Source organism: Halalkalibacter okhensis, from assembly GCF_000787375.1.
Lineage (GTDB): Bacteria > Bacillota > Bacilli > Bacillales > Bacillaceae_D > Halalkalibacter > Halalkalibacter okhensis.
In genome coordinates this window covers 1-19935 of record NZ_JRJU01000058.1, presented here as the reverse complement: position 1 = coordinate 19935, position 19935 = coordinate 1, and the positions used below count along the sequence as shown (strand labels likewise).

Below are 19935 nucleotides of genomic sequence, written 5' to 3'. Positions count from 1 at the left end.
AATTGCTTCCAACATCACGCCTGGTCTTTCAGATCGAATTCTTACGGATACAGGAATGAATCAAGAAGTGGTTACCTATCCGGATATCATTCTTCAAGTTGGAGCCAATGAAAATCAGACATTTGCGATTGAATTGTTTGATGCTAGAGTTGAAAATTTAGGGATCGATGATGTCGATGTATCGGATAGAGCTGGAGCTCAACTAGCGATTAGCAAGCTTGACCATGCCATTTCAATGGTGTCGTCTGAACGAGCGAAGTTTGGTGCGTATCAAAATGCTTTGGAACATATTGCAGCAAACGTTTCGAATTCAAAACTGAATTTGACAGCTGCCGAATCTCAAATTCGCGATGCCGATATGGCGCTGCTTATGACAGATTTTACGAAGAAGAATATTTTAAATCAATCAGCAACCGCCATGCTCGCGCAGGCGAATCAATGGCCACAGGGGATTTTGCAGTTGTTGAGTTAGTGGGTTAGAGTGTGGGTGGGTTTAACCAGATCAAGATCCATTAATGTTGGTAATAGGGGTAGAGAAGGATGGGAAATGCTTATGGGTTGGGAGAATTGGATTGCACTAGGTGGCGTAATTGTTACCCTTATTTTGGGGATATATAATTTATTAGTGAATAAGGAAATTAAGAATAGTACTAGATTTATTGATACAATTACCGCAGAGCGTATTAAATGGCTCGAAAAGTTAAGGGTGGATATTTCTAGATTTTTGGTTTGACGAATTATTGGGTTAAGAATATACGCACAATAGATAATGAAGATTCTAAAGAAGTTCTTAAAGAAATTGATATACTTAGAGTAATGGTTAAGCTTCGACTTAACCCCGAAGGTAAACATGATAAGATCATCATGGATTTACTTGATAATATTCTTCAACTAACAAATCAGACAGACCTACTAGAGCTGAATGAGAAGTTAGAGCAACTTACAATTTATTCGCAGAAGCTATTAAAAGAGGAATGGGAGCGAGTAAAGAAGGAATCCAGAAAAGGGAAGGAGATTAAAATTACTTAAAGTGATGACTGGTGCGGAGATTACAGAGCCGGGACGAGGAACCTGTCCCTTTGTACTTCTTTGTACTTTACAAATCATTGCTGCTCTAGTATGATTAATAATGTAAAATATATACATTTAACTTTTAGTTTTTTTATACATCGATTTATATACTTATATACAGCTATCTCTTTCTTTTTATAGAGATAAAGAAAAAATATACGATTATACACAAGGTTTTTATGAAAAATTGCCTTCTTACAGGAGGTTTATTACGTGTGTGTATTGGTATGTTTTAATCTTTATTTTTCTATGAAAAGGAGGAGATTTTTTTTGTTGGCTGAAATGCGGAATTTAAATGAAAATAGGTAAGGTTTAACACAAAGTGAGAAAGGGATGGTGATCATATGATAGTGTTTTTTAGCGTGAAGATGGGGATGATATTTTTGATCATTGGTTGGATTGGTAGTTTTTTTCTGAAAGATAAATGGAAGTTGTCTATTGTTTTGGATGTAATCTCTGTAGGTGCAGGACGCATGCAAAGTGGAGAAAGAATCAATGGAATTTTGGCGCTGCTAGCTGGAGCGGCTTTGGTTTTTCTTATGCAATTTTTTGCTGGTCTTTATAACATGGGTATCTATGGCTCTATTGTCAGTATGATTGTTTTTTTGATCTTTACGTTTCAAGTCGCGTTAAGGTATGAACAACGTCAAAGGGTGGTTGAAGTTGAGACCGATGTATCGCCTACTTCGAATCCATCAATATATGTTTTTGATGAAAGTAAATATGAGCTCTACAAACAACAGCGCAAACACCAACACGAAAAACTTAAAAATATGAGTATTGAAGAGGTACTTGAAAATAGAAGGAAGCAAGCAAAGGCAGATTGGTTTATGGAACCGAGAACACAAGAAGAAGTAGAAGAGGTTTTCAACAAGAAGGAATTTGAGAGGGTAGAAGACGAACGAATGGAAAGGGATAGGATTCATGAAGAACAAGAGAAAATGGAAAGACAGAATGAGGAAGAGGAATGGCGATCGTTAGAAGAGGAGTCCAATAGGCTATTTAATGAACAGCAGGAGGAATATGACCGGGAGCGGTATTACTAAGGGACAGTGGGGACAGGTACATTGTCCCGTTATGATAGCATGGGGATGGATTCTGTGATGCTATGATTAATTGATACCATTGTAGTTACGGCTACATTTATAGATGGTTTAGGGAAAAATTTTGAAGTTTTGCCGGGTGGATAACTGCCTCTTTATCCAAGAGGGTTATCCACCTTTTTTATGTTATGCACACCTGGCTGCAGGATTGGTCTAATATGAAAGTGGAATATCCACAACAAATTCTTAACGTGAATGGGAGAAAGTGGTGGGACGAGGAACTTGTCCCTTGTACACCCCTGATCAGTTACAGGGCGGGCATGATAAAACTAAATAATGCAAAAAAACATGTAATATAATCTCCAACATTTCAGGCATAACCAAATGGCATGTTATAGACTATAGATATGTACTAAGGCTATAGAGGGGGGATAACGTGGATATTCGTCAATTAGAGTACTTTTCGGAAGTGGCAAAAAATTTGAGTTTTACAAAAGCATCTGCTACGTTGCATGTTTCACAACCCTCGATAAGTAAGGCAATCAAGAATCTTGAACAAGAATTAAATGTCCCTCTATTCTATCGAACTCCCAAAAAGTTGGAATTAACGGATGCAGGCAAAGCAGTTTTAGTTAATGCAAAACTTGTATTGGAATCTTTTTATAATCTTACGACTGAACTTACTGATACGATGAATCTCCAAAATGGGGAGGTACGAATTGGAATCCCACCGATTATTGGAGCGGCATTTTTCTCGAGGTTTATTACCCATTTTAAAGCAACCTACCCGAAAATAAATATTGTTTTAACTGAAGTTGGGACATTGAAAATAAAGAAAGGCATTGAGGAGGGGTTATTAGATATAGGATTTATCTGTAATTCTACAAATCAAGCTAATGATATTGAAATAACGAAGATGCTAAAAGACCCATTAATGTTAGTGGTTGACAGAAGTCATCAATTAGCTTCGAAAAAAGCTGTACACTTTTCAGAACTTAAAGATGAGGACTTTATTTTATATAGAAATGATTTCTCTCTTCATGAGAAAATTATTCAAGAATGTTTTAGGCATGATTTCAACCCTAATATTGTTTGTGAAAGTTCACAGAGAGACTTTATGTTGGAGATGGTTGAAGCGACGTTGGGAATTGCCTTACTTCCGAGTAAAATTTGCAATGAAATTAATAATAGAAAAATAGTTGCAATACCTTTAGAACAATCAAATCTGAACTTAGAGTTAGGTATCGCATGGAAAAGAAACAAATATCTCTCATTTGCTGTTAGAGAATTTCTATCAATGTCAAAACAACATAAGCTGCTTCAATAGTGTAAAAGAAAAACCAGACCAATAAAGGATATCCTAAAAGCTGATTGGATAACAAGTTCCCAAAGTGAATTTGTTTTCTAAACAACTTAGCTAGGAATTATCTTTTAGTCTGGTTTTCATTATTTTAAATGTGAGTAATGTATTATTTAGCAACCATTTTTTTATCTTTAATCTGAATTCGTCGACGGTGTAAAATAGGTTCGGTATAACCGTTCGGCTGTTCATGCCCTTTGAAAATTAACTCGCAAGCTGTTTGAAAGGCTATCGAATTTTCCAAATCAACTGACATGGGGGTATATTCAAGGTCTGCTGCATTTTGTTCGTCAACGACCTTGGCCATACGTGTTAATGTATCCATTACTTGTTTTTCTGAGCAGACATTATGATAAAGCCAATTTGCTATATACTGACTAGAAATGCGCAATGTGGCTCGATCTTCCATTAAACCAATTCCATTAATATCAGGAACTTTAGAACATCCGACTCCTTGATTTATCCAACGGACGACATAGCCTAGGATCCCTTGGATGTTATTGTCTAATTCGTTTTTAATGTCTATGGAATTCAATCTATCATTTTGAGTTAATGGAATTTCTAGCATTTTCTTTCTTAACTTAGTAGGGTGGTTTTTAAGGGATCTTTGTACCAATCTCACATCAACTTTATGGTAATGAAGAGCATGTAATACAGCTGCAGTTGGTGATGGAACCCAAGCAGTATTTGCACCTGCAGTCACTTGTGAAATCTTCTGCTCCAGCATATCGTTCATCAAGTCTGGCATTGCCCACATTCCTTTACCAATGTATGCCTTGCCTTGGAAGCCTGTAGATAAACCAGTGCTTACATTGGATTGTTCATAAGCATTTAACCAAGTAGCTGTTTTCATTAGGCTTTTGGGAATCATAGGCCCTAGTTCCATTGAGGTATGAATTTCATCACCGGTTCGATCTAAAAAACCTGTATTAATAAAGACGATACGATCTTTAACCTCGCTCAGACAATTTTTTAAGTTTAATGACGTTCTTCTTTCTTCATCCATTACACCAATCTTAATAGTGGACGTCTTGAGTTCAAGCATTTGTTCGACACGACTAAAAAGTAAGTTGGAAAAGGCTACTTCTTTAGAACCATGCATTTTAGGTTTTACAATATAAATAGAATTTTCTCTGGAATTTTGAAACTTTCCGTTTTTTAATAGGTCATGTTTTGCAATTAAGCTGGTTACCACGCAATCTAATATTCCTTCTGGAATTGCTTGATTATCCTGATTTAACACAGCATCACACATCATTAAATGACCCACATTACGAACGAATAGAAGTGAACGACCAGATAACTCGAATTGGTCATTAGAAAGAGAGTTGTAGATCCGATTTCGATTAAGAGTTCTTTGGATTGTTTGGTTGTCTTTTTTGAAAGTTGACGTTAGGGTTCCTTTGATCAATCCTAACCAATTTCGATATAACAAAACCTTATCTTCTGCATCCACAGCTGCAACGGAATCTTCGCAATCCATAATTGTCGTTATCGCAGATTCTAGAATGATATCTTTAATCCCTGCATCATCTGTTTTTCCTATTGCATCAGATCTATCAATTTGAACTTCTATATGAAGGTTATTATTTTTAAAAAGAATAGATGTTGGATAACTTGGCTCGCCTTGATAGCCTTTTATCATATTAGAATCAAGTAAAGTTGTAATGTCTCCATCTCTAATCGTGGCAATGAGTTTTCCCTCTATAATTGAATAGGAAGTAATGTCCCTATGGCTTGAATTAGCTAAAGGGATTATTTGATCAAGGAAATCTTTTGCGAATGTTATTACTTTCATTCCACGAATGGGGTTATATGCTTCTCTTTTTTTTGCGTCGTCCTCTTCATTTATTACATCTGTACCGTAAAGAGCATCATAAAGACTGCCCCATCTTGCGTTGGCTGCATTAATTGCATATCGGCTATTGCTCAATGGGACAACTAATTGGGGTCCAGATTGTAAAGAAATTTCACTATCTATATTTTCTGTAGTTATGACAAAGTCGCTACATTCTTTTTCTAAGTAGCCAATTTGCTTTAGAAATTGTTCGTATTCATCTGAATTAAATTGCTCTTTTTTCTCTTTAAACCAGCCATTAATTTTTGTTTGTAAATCTTCTCTCGTCTTTAATAATTCTAGATTTATTGGAGTTAAATCATGAATGAGTTTGTCAAACTCTAGCCAAAAGTATTCTTTTGATAAAGCACTATCTGGAAGGGCCTCCTTATTAATAAATTCATAAAGAATAGATGCAACCTTGAGATTTCTGACATTAACATAGTTTTTCATATATAATCCTCCTCTAAAGATTATTGAAAATTAAATCTTTAAACTTGTAATACATTATATGATCAAGAGTTTTCATAAATAAAATACACAAAAAGAATAGTAGGTATGCATTTTCGTTATATATAGATAATACAAGCCAATGATTTATTAGCTCTAATAACATAGCTAAAATGCATAGACAGGATTCCTAATAAGTATTATTCATATTTTTGAGTCTGATATAGAATAGTTAGTGAGATCAGATCAAATGCACTATAAAAACGAAAGGGAGATTATAGGAAGGTAGTTCAGAATATTCGTTTTATTTTATTTATTTATTGTTTTCTGTTAATTTATGTTACAGAAATTAAGACATGTCGTGATAGGAAGTGTAACATTAGCCCAAACAATATATTAGTTGAAAATTAATAAAAGGAGGGGACATATGGAGCCAATAGCGATAAAAAGTAAGGAGGGGAGTAATTGTGGCGAATGCGATAGTGAAAAACAAAGAAAATAAAACTAAGGATATACTTTTAACTTTACTAACCTTTATTGTGATCTTAATTGTTTGGGAGGGTAGTGTTCGTTATTTTGATGTTTCAAGTGCTATTTTCCCATCAGCGATAGACACATTCACTAGTTTCGTAAGATTTTTTTTTGAAACAGAAAACCTAAGACACTTATGGATAACTTTTAATCAAACGATAGCTGGTTTTTTACTAGGGAGTATTGCTGGTGCTATTTTGGGAATTCTTATTTCTGAGGTTCCTTGGGTTCGAAAACAAATCTTTCCCTACATAATAGCATTAAATTCAGTACCGAAAATAGCTATTGCTCCTCTATTTGTCGTCTGGTTTGGATTTGGTGCCTCTTCAAAAATAGCTATTATCATGGTTACAACCTTTTTCCCAGTACTAATCAATATGGTGGTGGGACTTAGTAGCGCAAGTGAAGCTCAAATTAGGTTGCTTCGATCATACTCAGCCAATTCATGGCAGATTTTTAGGAGGGTAAAACTACCAAGTTCTCTCCCATACCTATTTTCAGGATTGGAGATTGCCATAATGCTAAGTGTTATTGGGGCAATCATTTCAGAATTTGTTGGGTCAAGCCAAGGTCTAGGGTATTTAATGTTATTCTATAAGGCTCAATTTAGAATTCCAGAAATGTTTGCTGTTTTAGCTGTTATTTCCATCATGGGCTATTTATTAATGTTAAGCATTCAAATCTGTACAAAGAAGGTGGTTTTTTGGCAAGGATCTTCAAAAAAGAATGAGAGTTAAAATCTATTCACAAAGTAGGTTACTTTCATTGTATATAATACAAAAAAGGAGCGAGATTATGTCTAAACGTCTATTGAGCATTTTTATTTTAATACTTTTCTTACTGTTACTGTCAGCATGTAATTCAAGTACTTCAGGTGGTGAAAGTCAAGAAGAACCACAAGATAATACATCTGTAGAAGAGGTCAAAGAGGGAGAAGAAAAAGCGGTTGAAGAAATGACAAGTGTAAAATTAGTTATTGGAACAGCTGATATTAATCAAGGATACCCTTGGGCTACACTTCCATTGGCTATGGGATGGTTTGAAGAAGAAGGATTAGATGTAACGTTAATTCCTGGTGAATCCTCAGGGGCGGCTGTTCAAATTTTGCTTGCTGGGCAGGCTGATATAGGGGCATTTTCTTCAAATACAGCAATGTTAGCAACTGTAAATGAAGATGCACCCCTAAAGTCTGTATATCCAATTGCTAGAAGAAATGGGAATGTATTTGCCGTGCTTGATGATTCACCTATTCAAGATATATCAGACTTAAAAGGGACAAAAGTAGGGTTTCCTGATTTAGGAACTTCGCAAGTCCCATTTGCTCATGCTAGATTTCAAGAATCGGATGTACCCATTGATTCAGTTGAGGAAATTGGGGTTGGTTATGGAGTACAGGCGTTTGAAGCTCTAAATAATGGAACAGTAGATAGTTACGTAACGTTTTCAAGCTTGTATGCGTTGGGTAATGCTAATGGTTATGATATACGAGCATTACCAAGGGCGGACTGGCAAAATGATATGTTTGATTATAGTTTGTATGTTACAGAAGATAACCTAGATAGTGACATCATTGCAAAGGTTGGTCGTGCGTTCGCTAAGGCAACTGTATTCCTTGCTACTAATCCCGAAGCAGCAGTTAAGATTTTCTGGGAGCAATACCCTGAAAGAGCACCAATTGATCCAAATGATGAAGCTGCCTTTAATAGTGACTTTGAAATTTTAACTGGGCAAGTTGGGGATATGAGAGCTGATGAACTTCCAATTGATTTCCCTTGGGGGTCACAAGATATGGAAACCTGGGAATTTATGCAAGACTTTTTATATGAAACAGGAATGATTGATGAAAAATTAGATCCAAGTATCTATTTTGATAATAGCAACGAAGCAGAATTCTTAGATTTTGAGGTAGCTGAAATTGTAAAGTTGGCGGAAGATTGGGAATAAAACTTTTTAAATAATTAAGGAGGAGCACAATGTTAAGTAATGATACCTCAGATATTGTATTGAATAATGTGAACAAAATTTATAAAACTCGTGAGGGAAAAGACTTGCATGCAATAAAAGATGTTTCTCTTTCTGTCGAAAAAGGTGAGTTTGTTTCCATTCTTGGCCCTAGCGGTTGTGGAAAGAGTACCCTACTAAATATTCTGTGCGGTTTACTTGATCCTTCAGATGGCGAAGTGTTAATTGGGGGCGAACCAATTAAAGGGCCACGGAAAGACTTAGGAGTTGTGTTCCAACAGCCTTTACTACTGCCTTGGTTAAAAGTGATCGATAATGTACTAATTCCAGTGGATGTTCAAGATAGAAAGCGTTCAGAATACATGGGACGAGCTATGCATCTTCTTGAAATTGTAGGGTTAAAGGGGTTTGAAAAAAAATATCCAAGTGAACTGTCAGGTGGTATGCAACAAAGAGTGGGAATCGTACGTTCCCTTGTCCATGATCCATCATTACTTCTAATGGATGAACCTTTTAGTGCGCTCGATGCAATGACGAGGGAGTCTATGAGTGTAGAATTACAGCGTATTTGGAAAGAAACAGGGAAAACAATCCTTTTTATTACACATTCAATATCTGAAGCTGTTTTTTTAAGTGACCGAGTTGCTGTAATGAGTTCAAGACCGGGGAGAATAGCTCGTATTATAAATGTTGGACTCCCTAGACCACGTTCTATTGAGATTATGAATACTGATCAATTTGGTGTATATACAAAACAAATTAGAAGAGAAATTGAAGGTGATGGTCAGGGGATTTCCCCTAAGTTGATAAGTGCTCAGCAAGCGTGACGAAATTTAGGAAAGAATATTACAGAGGCTCTCTAGTCTCTGTAATGTTTCTACTATATAAAAACGAACAATAGAATTATAAGGAGTGAAAAGATGCTTAAAATAATCAGCCAAAATAGACCTTGGGACCTAAAGGATTTAAGCATCAGGATACTTATTTTTATTGCGATTATAACTTTATGGGAAGGGATAGTTGTTTTATTTGGTGTATCCGAAAGAATTTTTCCGGCGCCTAGTAGTGTATGGACAATTTTATTAGCAAATTTAACAAATGGAACATTTCTTAATCACTTTTATATAACATTTATCCAATCACTAATTGGGTTCATCATTGGCAGCCTTGCAGGGGTCATTTTAGCGGTATTTGTGTCAGAATTTTCGTTGATTAGAAAATTAATCTATCCATATATTCTGGGACTTCAAGCTGTTCCGATTGTAGCATTGGCTCCTTTGTTTATTATTTGGTTTGGATTTGGTATGTCATCAAAAATTGCACTAACTGTAACTATCGTATTTTTTCCAGTTTTAATTAATACTGTTACTGGTTTGGAGAATACCAATCAATCACAAGTGAAACTTCTAAAAGTCTATTCTGCCTCTGCATGGCAAATTTTTAGGCGTGTAAAGTTACCGAATGCTCTTCCCTATATTTTTGCTGGCCTTGAAATAGCAATTGTATTAAGCGTCGTTGGAGCCGTTATCTCAGAGTTTGTAGGTTCAGAAGCAGGACTCGGGTACTTAATTATTATTTATAATAATCAACTTAACATGGCTGCGCAATTTGCGGTATTAATTGTCTTGGGCGTATTAGGTATTTTACTTAGTTTTATGATCAAGTGGCTTTCGAAGAAAATGATATTTTGGCAACAACCTATTCAAAATACAAAGGGTCTTTAGTTCAATCCGAGCATAGTAAATAACTAAAAAACAGGAGTGTTTTATATGTATGGAGAGAAAATCAATACTCGTTGGCCAGATCTAGGGATAATAGATTGTGATATTCATAACCATATGCCTTTAATAGAGGAGTTGTCGCCGTATTTGTCTAGTGATTGGCGTGATTACTTTATAGAACGTCAGATACCAGGGTTTGACCCGAACTTTTACCCTAAAAACAGCCCGTTATCAACTAGACCAGGAGTAACTCCTTTTTCAGGTGCGGCAACAGCTTCCCAAGTTGAACAGATAAAAGAACATTTAGATTTATGGAATGTGCGCTATTCGGTTCTTAACTGTATCACCGTGGTCCAATCATTACAAAATGAATATTTAGCCGTGGAACTAGCAAGAGCTATTAACGATTGGCAAGAAGCGGAATGGTTACAGAATGATAGTAGATTAAAAGCTTCCATTATAATAGCAGACCAAAGTCCAATGGACGCTGTTAGAGAGATTGAGCGTCTAGGTGATCATCCAGGTTTCGTTCAAGTTCTTTTACTTGTTCGTTCAAGAATGCCTTATGGAAAACGGTATTTCTGGCCAATTTATAAAGCCGCAGAAGCTCATGGCTTACCGATATGCATTCATGCTGGTGGCTCGGCAGGGAATCCCACAACACCTGTTGGCTGGCCTTCTTATTATGCAGAAGAGTACATTAATAACTCGGCTGCATTTCAGGAGCAAGTGATTAGCATGGTAAGTGAGGGGGTATTTATGAAATTCCCAAACTTAAAAGTAGTCCTGGCTGAAGGTGGATTTACATGGATGCCACCTTTAATGTGGAGATTCGATAAGAATTGGAAGGGATTAAGAAGAGACGTTCCTTGGGTCGATCGGTATCCATCAGAAATCATTAAAGAACACTTTAAGTTAACGATTCAACCATTAGATGAACCAGAAAATCCAAAGTATTTAGCAGAAGTAATTGAACATTTGGGTTCAGAAGATATGTTGTTGTTTTCTACAGATTTTCCTCATTGGCAGTATGATCAATCAATTGATTCTATGCCAAAAGGTATCTCTGAATCATTAGAAGAGAAAATATTGCAAGGGAATGCTAGAAGCATATACACGAAACTGGGGGTGCATTATGCTAAACCAAGCAGTTAGTCATTTGAATAAAGAATTATCTAAAAAGAAACAACAACACTATATTATAGATTGTGATATCCATCATGACTTTCCATCACCAGATGTTATTTTACCTTACCTTTCAGACAGATGGCGGGAGCACCACCTCACATATGGATTCAAGGAACATCATGGATTTGTTCATAGTTTCGGGCTATATCCACCAGTAAGTCCATTTGCCTCTCGACAAGATGGATGGCCTCATAATGGAGCTAGGCCAGGTACAGATCTTGAATTTATGAAAGCCCAACACCTTGAAAGCAATAATGTAAAGTATGGAATTTTAAATACTCTATTTCCTGTACAAACGCAATTAAATGATGAATATGCAAGAGCGTTAGCCAGAGCAGTAAATGATTGGCAAATCAAAGAATGGTTAGAAAAAGACTCTCGTCTTCGTGCATCTATTATTGTTCCTTATGAAAACCCGGAATTTGCCGTAGAAGAAATAGAGCGGGTTGGAAAGCATCCAGGTTTTGTCCAAATCATGCTTCTTTGTAGAAGTAAGGAGCCACTTGGAAGAAGAAAGTATTGGCCAATTTATGAAGCTGCAGAAGCGTATGGACTACCCATAGGTATGCATATTATTAACGGGGGGATGCACGGCAATACGTCTTCTGGTTGGCACTCTTATTATTCGGAAGTACACACGTCACTCTCGCCAGGTGCACAAGTGCAGGTTGTTAGTCTTGTTTGTGAAGGAGTCTTTAAGCGTTTTCCTAAGTTACGAGTTGTTCTAATTGAAGCAGGATTTGCATGGGTTCCATCTTTAATGTGGAGGCTAGATAAACAATACGTTAAACTTAAAAGCGAATTGCCTCATTTAAAACGTCTTCCTTCCGAATATATTAGAGAACATTTCCGTTTTACTACGCAGCCAATGGAGGAACCGACTGTACCGAAACATTTCTATCATATTTTAGAGCATTTAGGATCAGACGATTTGCTGTTATTTGCAACAGATTACCCTCATTGGGATTTTGATGATCCACTCAAATCATTTCCTGTAAAAATCGAGCAAGAGCTAAAACAAAAAATATATTATAAAAATGCTGAATCTATTTATGATTTTAAGAAGGGAGAAATCAGGTAATGGCTCAGTATATTGTAGCGAATGTTGATGAAATTCCTCCGGGTGAGAGAAAAGTAATTGATATAAAAGGACGATCAATAGGTGTGTTTAATATAAATGGGGATTTTTTTGCAATCCGTAATAATTGTCCACACCAAGGAGCTCCTTTATGTGAGGGTGGCATCTCAGGAATTATTACTTCTCAAGAGCCAGGTGAATACAATTATAGTCGCGAAGGCGAATTTGTAAGGTGTCCGTGGCATTCTTGGGAATTCGATATTAAAACGGGTCAGTCTTATTTTGATCCAAGAAAAACGCTTGTTAAAAGTTACAAAACTAACACGGAATCAGGATGTACCGTCCAGCTAGGAGAAACCCAAGGAACTGAAAATAGATTAGAAAAAGGGCCGTTTGTGGTAGAAAGTTATCCAGTGTCTTTAGAAAAGGAGTATGTTGTTATAACAGTTTGAATAGGCTAGGTGCATAGTCACTCCGGCTGGATGTGGATTTATTATAATCTACTATTCAGGTGGGTGGATAACTTCCTCTTTATACAGAGGGTTATCCACCTTTTTTGTTATACATAACAGATCTGCAGAATTTATCGATATTCTAGGTAGATTTGCCCTGGCGAATTCTTTTATGTGGAATAAGAAACTGGTGGGACGAGTAACCTGTCCCTTGTGTCCCTTGGTGGGACGAGGAACCTGTCCCCGACGTCCCTAAATATTTTTCTGAAAATTCTATACAGGTAAACGTCTAATGTGCTATATTTAAAATAGGTAAAAAGTCGTTCTTTTTTTTGAGCGTTTACCTAATGAACATTAGTTAGGTAGGAGAAATGAGATGTCTACAAAAGAAAGCATTATCGAGGCAGCAACAGTAATCTTTGCAAATAAGGGCTATAAAGGAATGACTATGAAGGAAATTGCAAGTGAAGTAGGGATAAAGGCTCCTTCTGTGTATGCATTTTTTAGAAGTAAAGAGGATGTTTTCTTGCATATTTATCAAGAGGTTCTAAAAGGTCATTTAGAACTAACTATGAAAAATAACAAACAGTCTCATCATAAGTCCGTGAAAGAGCAGTTAGATCATTTGCTATATCATGTCCTTGATTTTCAGTTTAAGGAATCACTGAAAATGAAAGTCTACCTGCGCTTAATGCTATTTCCGCCAGAATTTATGAAAGATACAATCAAAGAAGGTCTATTGCAAGTGGACCGGCAGGAGCATGCGATGTTTTGTAGCATGTTTGAAAAGGGGATGGAATCGGGTGAAATAAAACAAGCGGATAGCAGCAAATTAGCGACTTCTTTGATTTGTATGATGGATGGACTATTCTGGGAGATGCAACGTTATGAGAAAGAAACACTTTATAACCGTTTTGAGGTAATCTGGGAACAGTTTTGGCTGGGTATAAAAAGTTAGCATTACTATTGGGTATTTAGATGATAGACTCTTTATTTCTAATGATTAAAATGCAAGAAAAGGCAAACTAAACGAAAGCTTAGGACGCAAAGCCACAGGTCTAAGGTCGAGTGACTATGACAGCTGGGTTGCCTCATACATGGAGGGATTAGCGATGCAAGGTCAATCAAATGAGCAATCAAGTGAGTTAGATAAGGAGTGGATGAAACTTATCGAAAGTGCTCGTAATATAGGGATGACGATAGAAGAAATTCGAGAATTTTTAGCAAAGGGCAAGGAGTGAAGATGCGGTGTGTTACTCCTTGAGATGAAGGGTTTTTGCTGGGAGTGTTTAAACGCTCAGGTGAACGGGAACTAAAGAGGTGTTCAGATACATAAAGCTAGGGTGTCGGTTCGATATAATACTAGCTTTTATGATAAGCGGAAAATGTCGAATAATAACAGTAGGATATCTAATAATAGAGTGATAAAATTAATTTAAAATTCAAGTGAATGTCTAGTTAATATCAGATTTGTATTTTTGTGGGAATTTTTTTGACGTGAGATATGGAGAGAAGAAAATGAGTGAAAGCAAAGCAATGGAAGTTTTAACCGAGCAGCATTTAAAGAAAATCCTAGAGGATGCATATAAAAAAGGATCTGAATCTACCAGTGTGACAACAAAACAACTAGTAGAGGAAATTTCCAACGTGTTAAAGCCTTTTGTGCCATTGAATAAGAACAATTCTATTGAACGCTAAGCAACCGTACTTGTACGCAGGTCTTGTTGCTTAGCGTTTTTTTTGTTGGTGGACCAGGGGGACAGGTACGTTGTCCCAGCGATGAGATGATTTCATGCTGATTTGATACGAGATTAAAGATAAAGTTAAAGAAGGGGACGAGGAACCTGTCCCCTGTGTCCCCTTGACAATGGTAAATAATTCAATTATTATAGTTATATCGTATCACAGCAACGGACATGATGTTGATATGATAAGACTGCTTTTTAAGCAGTTGTGGCGTTGGGGATCGCCTGTTCATCTATAAAGATGAACTTCTCCCCACTTTATATATTACTATACACCTCAGTTACTACGAAGATCGTACGTATAACTGAGGTTTTTTATTTTATAAATCAATGGGGGGAAAAGAGTGACCGATACAAGAGATTATAGAATTGGCTTAGATATAGGTACGAATTCAATAGGTTGGGCCATCATTGAGTTAGAATACAATGGTGAACAGTATGATAAGAAGGGTCTTATTGATGCTGGGGTTCGGATGTTTGATAAGGCTGAAATACCGAAAACGGGTGCATCATTGGCCGAACCTCGTCGTCTTGCCCGTTCAACACGTAGACGTTTAAATCGCCGTGCCGATCGAAAGAAATCAATTCGCCGATTGATAGTGGAACAAGACATTCTAAATGAAGCAGAATTACAAGTGCTTTATCAAGAAAAGGAACTTTTAGATATTTGGACAATTAGGGTAGAGGCACTTGATCGAAGACTTAGCCGTACCGAATGGGCTAGATTGCTCATACAGTTGGCGCAACGTCGAGGCTATAGATCAGCCCGAAAATCGGAAGAAAATGATAAGGAAACAGGCGTTGTTTTACAAAATATACGAGAAAATAAGAAATTGATTGACGGGTACCGAACAGTTGGAGAAATGTGGGTGAAGGACCCTCGTTTTCAAGGCCGCCGTCATAATTCACGATCTGAATACGTATTTAATGTCACAAGGGAAATGCTTGAAGAGGAAATTCGAACATTATTTCATACTCAAAGGGAGTTGGGTTTATCGTTTGCTTCAAAAGAGATGGAAGAATCTTATCTATCGATTTGGGGAAAGCAGCTACCATTTGCAAGTGGGAAAGATATTTTAAAACGGGTGGGTTTTTGTACTCTTGAGGAACAAGAGCGCCGTTTTCCAAAAGCGACGTTTACTTTTCAATATTTTATGGTATTAGATAAACTGAACCGATTAAGGATCAAACCAAGCATGCGTCCTTTAACAGAAGAAGAACGTAAAAGTACATTACATTATTTATTTGATCGAGATGACTTGTCTAAAAAGAAAACGCCACCCAAAGTAATGTATAAAGAAATCCGTAAACAATTGAATCTAGCAGCAACTGAAACGTTTAATGAGCTGACATATGATCCTAATGAATCGATGACGAAAAACGAGAATGTTCTCTTTGTGAACTTAGACGCCTATTATCGCATTAAACAACAATGTGATTTACATAATGAAAGATATGGTCCGCGTGACTATGATGCGCTAGGTTATGCTTTGACTGTTTACAAAACAGACAAAGATATTCGTCAATATTTACGTAATAAAACGAATCTAGCTAATAGGATTTACTCGGAGGAACTTATATCTAATCTTTTATCGCAATCATACGCTACTTTTGGACATATCTCGAAAAAAGCGTTATTAGCTATTCTTCCATCTATGGAAAAAGGAGATACGTTTAAGGTAGCAGCTGATAAAATGGGCTATGATACGACCGGGTTACAACTAGTAAAAAAAGAGTTATTATTGCCAGTTATTCCTAATGATATAACAAACCCGGTTGTTATGAGGGCATTGACTCAAGCTAGAAAAGTGGTAAATGCAATTATTAAACGTTTGGGAGAACAACCGCTTTCTATTCATATTGAGTTAGCGCGAGACCTTTTAAAAGGGCATGATGAACGCCGGAAAATCTCAAATGAATATAAACAAAATCATAAGCGTAATGCGGGGGCATATACCATTCTTAATGAAAATGGGATTATCAACCCGCGTGGTTATGATATTGTCAGATATAAACTTTGGCAGGAGCAGAAGCAAAAGTGTGCTTATTCAGGGAAAGTCATTCCGTCAGAAACTTTTTTTGGTGAACTTAAAAAAGAGAGAGGGCAAGGGGCACCCACTTTGGATGTTGACCACATTATTCCTTACTCGAAATGCTTTAATGATTCTTATTCTAATAAAGTACTAGTTTATAGCGATGAAAATCGTAAAAAAGGAAATCATTTGCCTTTTGACTATTTGAAAGAAAGCCCTAGTCGATGGGAAGAGTTTGAAACTTATGTACTGACTAATGAATTTCCAAGAGCAAAGCGAGAACGATTGTTAAAAAAACAATTTTCAGAGGATGAAGAGAGTGTGATGAAAGAGCGTCATTTGAATGACACTCGCTATGCAAGTCGATACTTTAAACAATTTGTAGAGAAGTCTTTACAATTTAAGAAATCAAAGAATCAATTTCATAAAAAGAGGGTTGAAACAGTTGCTGGAAGAGTTACAGCTCACTTTCGTCAACGTTGGGGGTTTGAAAAGCATCGTGAAGGCACGCATCTTCATCATGCCCTTGATGCCATTGTCGTCGCCTGCACCGATGCAGCAATGATACAGGCCCTTTCGTTGTATCATAAACAGAAGGAAGAAGGGAAAAAAGGGTATATTAAAAGGTTTCCGCTCCCTTGGATAACGTTTCGCGATGATGTTTTGAATAAGCTGTCAGAATCAGCCATCCCTGAACAAATTTATTCTGCGTTAGTTTCTGGAACAACATTGCCATCGTATATGCTTGTTTCTCGCATGCCTAGACGATCAGTAACAGGTCCAGTCCATAAAGAGACCATTTCTAAAGATGGCGGGGTGGATGAAAAAGGGAAAACGCTTATTGTTAAAAAAGTCCAGCTTCAGGACATCAAATTTAACAAAAATGGTGATTTTTTAATGTATATGGAAGAGACCGATCCAGCAACATATAAAGCTATTAAAGAGCGATATCTTTCTTTTAATAAAGATGCTAAAAAGGCGTTTCAAGACCCACTTTACAAGCCAAGTAAAAAGGGGAAGCCCAATCAAATAAAAAGTGTGAAAGTCATTGTTGAGAAGAAAGCACATGTACGAAAAGTGAATGGTGGTGTCGCTGAAAATGGTGACCTTATTCGAATCGATTTTTTTCAAAAAGAGGGTAAGTTTTTCATGGTTCCTCTTTATACTTATGATACGATTCAATCTGACCTACCGAATCGTTATGTTGTAAGTGGGAAAGGTTATCAATTATGGCCTCAATTAACAAATGAACACAAATTTATCCAAAGTGTTCATCCATATGAATTATTAAGAGTTGTTAAGCGTTCGGGTGACGATCGGTTTCTATACTTAGCTTCTATTAATATTTCAAATAATGTATTGAAATTTATTGAGCCTAATTTCCCTCATAACGATTATATTGAAATCTCATTAGGGACGATTAAACATATGGAGAAATATGATGTGAATGTACTAGGACAAGTTTCTCTAAAAGCAACGGGACCAAGATTAGGCTTCAATAATATGAAAGCTCAAAAAAATAAAGTTAAAGGCTAGTAGAATTTTACTAGCTTTTTTGTCTAGTTTTCTACTTATTTGGTCATACTGTTTACTAGAAAGGGGTGTATGATATATGAGTTGGAGGCATGTAATGATTACGAAGCCTGGAAAACTATCAATCAGACATAATCAATTGGTTGTCAAACAGGAGGTGGAGGTGACCATTCCACTTCAAGATATTTCAACAATGACGATTGAATCTCAAGCTATTGTACTCACTCAAAACGTCTTAAGTGCTTGTGCGGAATACCGTATCGCTGTCATCATTTGTAACGACAAGCAATTGCCAAATGGGATATTTACTTCTTATCATCAACATTCGAGACAGTTAACGGTGCTAGAGACACAATTAAATTTATCCAAACCACTAAAAAAACGAATCTGGCAAAAAATTGTTAAGCAAAAAATTGAAAATCAAGCAAGGTGTCTCGAATTCCTAAAGGTAGAAGGGGAAGCAAAATTAAGAGGGCTGGCAAGGCAAGTGGACTCTGGGGATACAACGAATCGTGAAGGATACGCTGCTAAATTATATTTCCCACTAATATTTGGATCTGATTTTACGAGACGTTCGAATCATCCAATAAATCGAATCTTAAATTATGGCTATGCCATCATGCGAGGGAATGTTGTCAGGGCGTTAGTCAGTTATGGTTTTACTCCTTGTTTAGGGATTCACCATGATAGTCAGACCAACTCGTTCAACTTAGCTGATGATTTTATGGAAGTGTTACGCCCACTTGTTGACCTTCATGCGGCCAACCTTGACCCCGAAGTTTGGAATGTTAACACTCGCGCTAGTCTTGTTAACTTAGCAAACATGGAGTTGAAAATGGATCAAGCGACATACTCAGCGTCAGCAGCTGTGGATGAAATGATCAAAAGCTTTGTGGCCGTCTGTCGTCAAAATGATCTCTCTTACTTGAAATTACCACAAATATTACCTTTAACATTACATGAAGCAGTATGAGGCAGTTTATGAGAATTGTTTTATTTTTTGACCTTCCTACCAAAACAGCTAAAAATAAACGAGATTACATTCGTTTTCGAAAGTATCTTTTAAATGAAGGATTTGAAATGATGCAATGGTCCGTCTATACAAGAATCTGCAACAACCATGAATCAATGGAAAAGCGAATGAATCTAGTTCAAAAAAACTTGCCCCCTAAAGGATCAGTCCGTGCCTTGCCTGTTACCGAAAAACAATATACTAATATGCGACTTATGCTAGGTGAAAAGACTTCTAACGAGGAACATTTAAAAATTAATCAAATGACGTTATTTTGAATAAAACTGACAAACATTGGAGAAAATGATGATTTTGTGTATATGCAAAAGGTTTTAGGTGAATACTATAAATAATTAGTACAACCGAACGGGCTTTTTTGAACAAAAGATAAAATATATCCTTAATGACAATGTAATCCTTTGTTTTTAAAAGTCAAAAAAGCCCCATACACTTGATGTAACGGGGTTTTTTGACGGTGTATCATATCACAGCAACGGATTAGATGGAGATATGACAAACAATCCATTTGATATATGCGATTCAATATCATATCACAGCAACGGATTAGATGGAGATATGACCCTATACCCGATAAGAAAGTAAAAATTTCTATCATATCACAGCAACGGATTAGATGGAGATATGACCATGATAAAGAGTTACAGAAGGATTAGTGATCATATCACAGCAACGGATTAGATGGAGATATGACCTATATATTAGTGCAGAAACAGGGAGAGAAATCATATCACAGCAACGGATTAGATGGAGATATGACAGACCAGGACAGAACCGTGAAACGATTTATATCATATCACAGCAACGGATTAGATGGAGATATGACTAACTTATGAAGATCTATACCAGAGTAATAATCATATCACAGCAACGGATTAGATGGAGATATGACAACCTAGAC

General features: G+C 36.6%; 19 protein-coding genes, 1 CRISPR repeat array and 1 riboswitch. Of the genes, 18 read left to right on the top strand and 1 reads right to left on the bottom strand.

Annotated elements, in window-relative coordinates:
• The 5 genes from LQ50_RS22720 to LQ50_RS22700 form a co-directional block, all read left to right on the top strand.
• A partial coding sequence (locus tag LQ50_RS22720; protein WP_272913746.1) for a flagellin occupies positions 1 to 472 on the top strand: 472 nt, incomplete at its 5' end.
• A 75-nt stretch (positions 473 to 547) separates the two neighbouring features.
• Complete coding sequence (locus LQ50_RS22715; protein ID WP_152608280.1) at positions 548 to 733, top strand: hypothetical protein; 186 nt, start codon at positions 548 to 550, stop codon at positions 731 to 733.
• A complete protein-coding gene (locus LQ50_RS22710; RefSeq protein ID WP_034633895.1) occupies positions 730 to 1029 on the top strand; it encodes a hypothetical protein in 300 nt (99 codons plus the stop codon). The genes LQ50_RS22715 and LQ50_RS22710 overlap by 4 nt, the downstream gene beginning before the upstream one ends.
• A 386-nt stretch (positions 1030 to 1415) precedes the next feature.
• Positions 1416 to 2117: a hypothetical protein gene (locus tag LQ50_RS22705; RefSeq protein ID WP_034633893.1), complete on the top strand. Its 702-nt coding sequence runs from the start codon at positions 1416 to 1418 to the stop codon at positions 2115 to 2117.
• Between the two features lie 433 nt (positions 2118 to 2550).
• Entirely contained in the window at positions 2551 to 3441 is an 891-nt protein-coding gene (locus LQ50_RS22700) for a LysR family transcriptional regulator (RefSeq protein ID WP_034633892.1), read from the top strand.
• A 142-nt stretch (positions 3442 to 3583) separates the two neighbouring features.
• Here LQ50_RS22700 and LQ50_RS22695 read toward each other — a convergent pair whose 3' ends face one another.
• Complete coding sequence (locus tag LQ50_RS22695; protein WP_034633890.1) at positions 3584 to 5764, bottom strand: malate synthase G; 2181 nt, start codon at positions 5762 to 5764, stop codon at positions 3584 to 3586.
• Positions 5765 to 6243: 479 nt separating this feature from the next.
• Between LQ50_RS22695 and LQ50_RS22690 the strand changes: the two genes are divergently transcribed.
• The 13 genes from LQ50_RS22690 (at position 6244) to cas2 (ending at position 19294) form a co-directional block, all read left to right on the top strand.
• Positions 6244 to 7029 (top strand): ABC transporter permease, encoded by a 786-nt coding sequence (locus tag LQ50_RS22690; RefSeq protein WP_161784716.1) that lies wholly within the window; start codon positions 6244 to 6246, stop codon positions 7027 to 7029.
• A 58-nt stretch (positions 7030 to 7087) separates the two neighbouring features.
• Positions 7088 to 8236, top strand: coding sequence for an ABC transporter substrate-binding protein (locus tag LQ50_RS22685; RefSeq protein ID WP_034633889.1), 1149 nt, complete (start codon positions 7088 to 7090; stop codon positions 8234 to 8236).
• A gap of 29 nt (positions 8237 to 8265) precedes the next feature.
• A complete protein-coding gene (locus LQ50_RS22680) occupies positions 8266 to 9081 on the top strand; it encodes an ABC transporter ATP-binding protein (RefSeq protein ID WP_034633888.1) in 816 nt (271 codons plus the stop codon).
• A 93-nt stretch (positions 9082 to 9174) separates the two neighbouring features.
• Positions 9175 to 9978, top strand: a complete 804-nt coding sequence (locus tag LQ50_RS22675) for an ABC transporter permease (RefSeq protein WP_052144925.1) — start codon at positions 9175 to 9177, stop codon at positions 9976 to 9978.
• Between the two features lie 45 nt (positions 9979 to 10023).
• Entirely contained in the window at positions 10024 to 11130 is a 1107-nt protein-coding gene (locus LQ50_RS22670; protein ID WP_034633886.1) for an amidohydrolase family protein, read from the top strand.
• Positions 11111 to 12244, top strand: coding sequence for an amidohydrolase family protein (locus LQ50_RS22665; protein ID WP_052144924.1), 1134 nt, complete (start codon positions 11111 to 11113; stop codon positions 12242 to 12244). The genes LQ50_RS22670 and LQ50_RS22665 overlap by 20 nt, the downstream gene beginning before the upstream one ends.
• Positions 12244 to 12693, top strand: a complete 450-nt coding sequence (locus tag LQ50_RS22660) for a Rieske (2Fe-2S) protein (protein ID WP_034633885.1) — start codon at positions 12244 to 12246, stop codon at positions 12691 to 12693. Before LQ50_RS22665 ends, LQ50_RS22660 begins: the two co-directional genes overlap by 1 nt.
• Positions 12694 to 13069: 376 nt before the next feature.
• Positions 13070 to 13651, top strand: coding sequence for a TetR/AcrR family transcriptional regulator (locus tag LQ50_RS24545; protein ID WP_052144923.1), 582 nt, complete (start codon positions 13070 to 13072; stop codon positions 13649 to 13651).
• Positions 13652 to 13702: 51 nt separating this feature from the next.
• A riboswitch (cyclic di-GMP riboswitch) is annotated at positions 13703 to 13787 on the top strand.
• 18 nt (positions 13788 to 13805) lie between these two features.
• Complete coding sequence (locus tag LQ50_RS25100; protein WP_152608279.1) at positions 13806 to 13934, top strand: anti-repressor SinI family protein; 129 nt, start codon at positions 13806 to 13808, stop codon at positions 13932 to 13934.
• Positions 13935 to 14211: 277 nt separating this feature from the next.
• Positions 14212 to 14391 carry a YwzD family small protein gene (locus LQ50_RS22650; protein WP_034633883.1) on the top strand — a complete coding sequence of 60 codons (180 nt, stop codon included), beginning with the start codon at positions 14212 to 14214 and terminating at the stop codon, positions 14389 to 14391.
• A gap of 391 nt (positions 14392 to 14782) precedes the next feature.
• Positions 14783 to 18007: a type II CRISPR RNA-guided endonuclease Cas9 gene (gene cas9 / locus LQ50_RS22645; protein WP_052144922.1), complete on the top strand. Its 3225-nt coding sequence runs from the start codon at positions 14783 to 14785 to the stop codon at positions 18005 to 18007.
• 94 nt (positions 18008 to 18101) lie between these two features.
• The gene (cas1, locus tag LQ50_RS22640; protein WP_052144921.1) at positions 18102 to 18977 is read left to right on the top strand and encodes a type II CRISPR-associated endonuclease Cas1; all 876 of its coding nucleotides are present in this window, start codon (positions 18102 to 18104) and stop codon (positions 18975 to 18977) included.
• 8 nt (positions 18978 to 18985) lie between these two features.
• A complete protein-coding gene (gene cas2, locus LQ50_RS22635; protein WP_034633880.1) occupies positions 18986 to 19294 on the top strand; it encodes a CRISPR-associated endonuclease Cas2 in 309 nt (102 codons plus the stop codon).
• A 201-nt stretch (positions 19295 to 19495) separates the two neighbouring features.
• Positions 19496 to 19926: direct repeats of the CRISPR family, unit length 36 nt; unit sequence ATCATATCACAGCAACGGATTAGATGGAGATATGAC.
• Positions 19927 to 19935 lie beyond the last annotated feature (9 nt).